This is a genomic window from Actinacidiphila sp. bgisy144 (genome assembly GCF_057708105.1).
Genome location: NZ_JBYIRM010000086.1, coordinates 1 through 2,626, shown reverse-complemented (window position 1 = coordinate 2,626; position 2,626 = coordinate 1). Strand labels below are relative to the sequence as shown.

1 protein-coding gene is annotated in these 2,626 nt (G+C 70.1%); it reads left to right on the top strand.

The features are described from left to right. Nucleotides 1-94 precede the first annotated feature (94 nt). Nucleotides 95-2,626 (top strand): beta-ketoacyl synthase N-terminal-like domain-containing protein (locus AC3EVP_RS36765; protein WP_435138109.1); only part of this gene is annotated, 2,532 nt, incomplete at its 3' end.

The following is a 2,626-nucleotide window of genomic DNA, read 5'->3' as shown; positions in this document are numbered from 1 at the left end:
CGAGACGGCGTTGCGTGCGCTGGCCGGTTTGTATGTGGCGGGTGTGGAGGTGGACTGGGCCGCGGTGAATGGTGGGGAGGGTGGGGCCCGGAGGGTGGCTTTGCCGACGTATGCGTTCCAGCGGCAGCACTACTGGCCGAAGGCCGCCGTGGCGGGCGATCATGACGGTGACTCGGCCGACGGCGCGTTCTGGCAGGCGATCGAGAGCAACGACGTCGAGGCACTCGCCGGTGTACTCGGCCTGACCGCCGAGCGCTCGACGATCGCATCGCTGCTGCCGGCCCTCTCCGGCCTGCGGCAGCGGCAGCGCAGTCGGGCGAAGTTCAACGCGCAGCTGTACCGGGTGGCGTGGGAACCGGTGACCGCGGACATCCGGCCGGCGGTCAGCGGTAGCCGACTGATCCTCGTCCCCCCGGGATTCCCTGATGAGAGGGTCGCCGCCGAGGTGGCGGAGGCGCTGTCCGCCGACGGCGGCGTGGTCCACCGTCTTGAGACAGACCTGTCGCAGGTCGGTGCCTTGATGAGTGCGCGCTACTCCGAAGTCGTGGGCGTGGTCTCCTTCCTGCCCCCTGGAGAGCCGGTCGTCGACGGCGTCCCGGTGTGGAACGCCACGGTCGAGGCAGTACCTGCCGAGTCGGCCGACCGGCCCGGCGACCCGCGGCAGTCCGCGATCTGGGACCGGCCGTCGATGGCGGGCGGCCGCGGCGGATGTCTTGATCTGCCCCGCGCATGGGACGCCACCACCCGGGGCCGGCTGCGCGCCGTGCTCGGCGGCCAGTACAGCGAGGACCGGCTGGCCCTGCGCCCGGCGGGCGTGTTCGCCAGGAAGGTGCGCGTCGCACCCATCGACGCCGACACCTCACGGCTGCCCTGGCAGCCGACGGGCAAGGTCCTGCTGTCCGGTGACGACAACGGCCCGCTCGCCGCGGCAGTCACCCGATGGCTGACGACCGCGGGCGCCGAGGTCGTCCGAGGAGCAGACCTGCCCCAGGACGCCACTGCGGTCGTCGCCCTGCCGGATGGTCAGGCCGGGGCGCAGGACATCGAGGATCTGCTCCACCTGCACGACCAGACCGTCGACCGCGAGCTGTCGGCGTTCGTCGTCATCTCCCACGCCGGCGCTCAGCTCGGGATCGAGCAGGACGTGGACAAGCGTGCCTACGGAGCCTTCGCTGCTGCGTTGGTGAGCCACCGCCGGGCAGCAGGCCGCGCGGCCACCTCCGTCGCCTGGCACGGTGCCGGCGCCGGAGCTGTCGACGGCATGCGCCACACCGACCCCGACGATCTGGCCGAAGTGCTCGCCTGGACCGTGGGACACGACCACACATCCGTCGTCGTCGCGGACCTTACCGATGAGCTGCGATCCACCATCCTGAGCGGCTCCCGCCATGAGGTGGCGCAGGGGCAGAAGGATGGCGCCCAGGCCACTGGTTCGTCGGGGGTCGACGGCGAGGCCACTGGTTCGTCGGGGGTCGACGGCGAACGTCAGCTCGCCCGCCTGGTCCTGACCCTTGCCGCCGAAGTACTCGGTCACGACGGCCCGCAGGGCGTCGACGCGGACCGGAGCTTCCGCGAGCAGGGCTTCGACTCCTATAGCGCACTTGATCTCCGCAACCGGCTGAAGACCGCCACCACACTCCAGCTGCCCGCCACCGTCCTGTTCGACTATCCGACACCGACAGCGCTGGTGGGCTACCTGTGGCAGCAACTGACCGGTGAGCAAGAGGCCCTGCGGGAAACGCCTGCTGCGGTTGCCCGGATGCAGGAGCCGGTGGTGATCGTCGGGATGGGTTGTCGGTTCCCGGGTGGGGTGGAGGACGCGGAGGGTTTCTGGCGGTTGGTTGCGGGGGGCTCTGATGCGATGTCGGGGTTCCCGGCGGACCGTGGCTGGGACGGGGAGCGGGGTGACGGCTCCGATTCCGGTGATGGGGGTGTGGGTTATGCCCGGGTGGGTGGGTTCTTGGAGGGTGCGGGTGGGTTCGATGCGGAGTTCTTCGGGATCAGTCCGCGCGAGGCGTTGGGAATGGACCCGCAGCAGCGGCTGCTCTTGGAGACGTGCTGGGAGGCGCTGGAGGACGCGGGGATTGCCCCGGGTTCGCTGAAGGGGACCGACACAGGCGTCTATGCCGGAATCACCGCGCTGGGATACCGAGTCGGCGAGCAGGACGGTGCTGGCGGCTTCGGGATCACCGGGACGACGGCGAGTGTGGCGTCGGGTCGGGTGGCGTATGCGTTGGGGTTGCAGGGTCCTGCAGTGTCGGTGGACACGGCGTGTTCCTCGTCGTTGACGGCGATTCACCTGGCGGCGCAGGCGCTGAGGTCCGGTGAGTGCGGGATCGCGTTGGCCGGTGGTGTCACGGTGATGCCCAACCCGGAGATGTTCACGGAGTTTGCGCGGCAGCGGGGGTTGGCCAGCGATGGGCGGTGTAAGCCGTTTGCGGAGGCGGCTGATGGCACGGGGTGGGGTGAGGGCGTTGGCGTGGTGGTGTTGGAGCGGTTGTCGGTTGCGCGTGAGCGTGGGCATCGGGTGTTGGCGGTGGTGGCCGGTAGTGCGGTGAATCAGGACGGGGCGAGTAATGGTCTGTCGGCGCCGAATGGTCCCTCGCAGCAGCGGGTGATTCGGGCC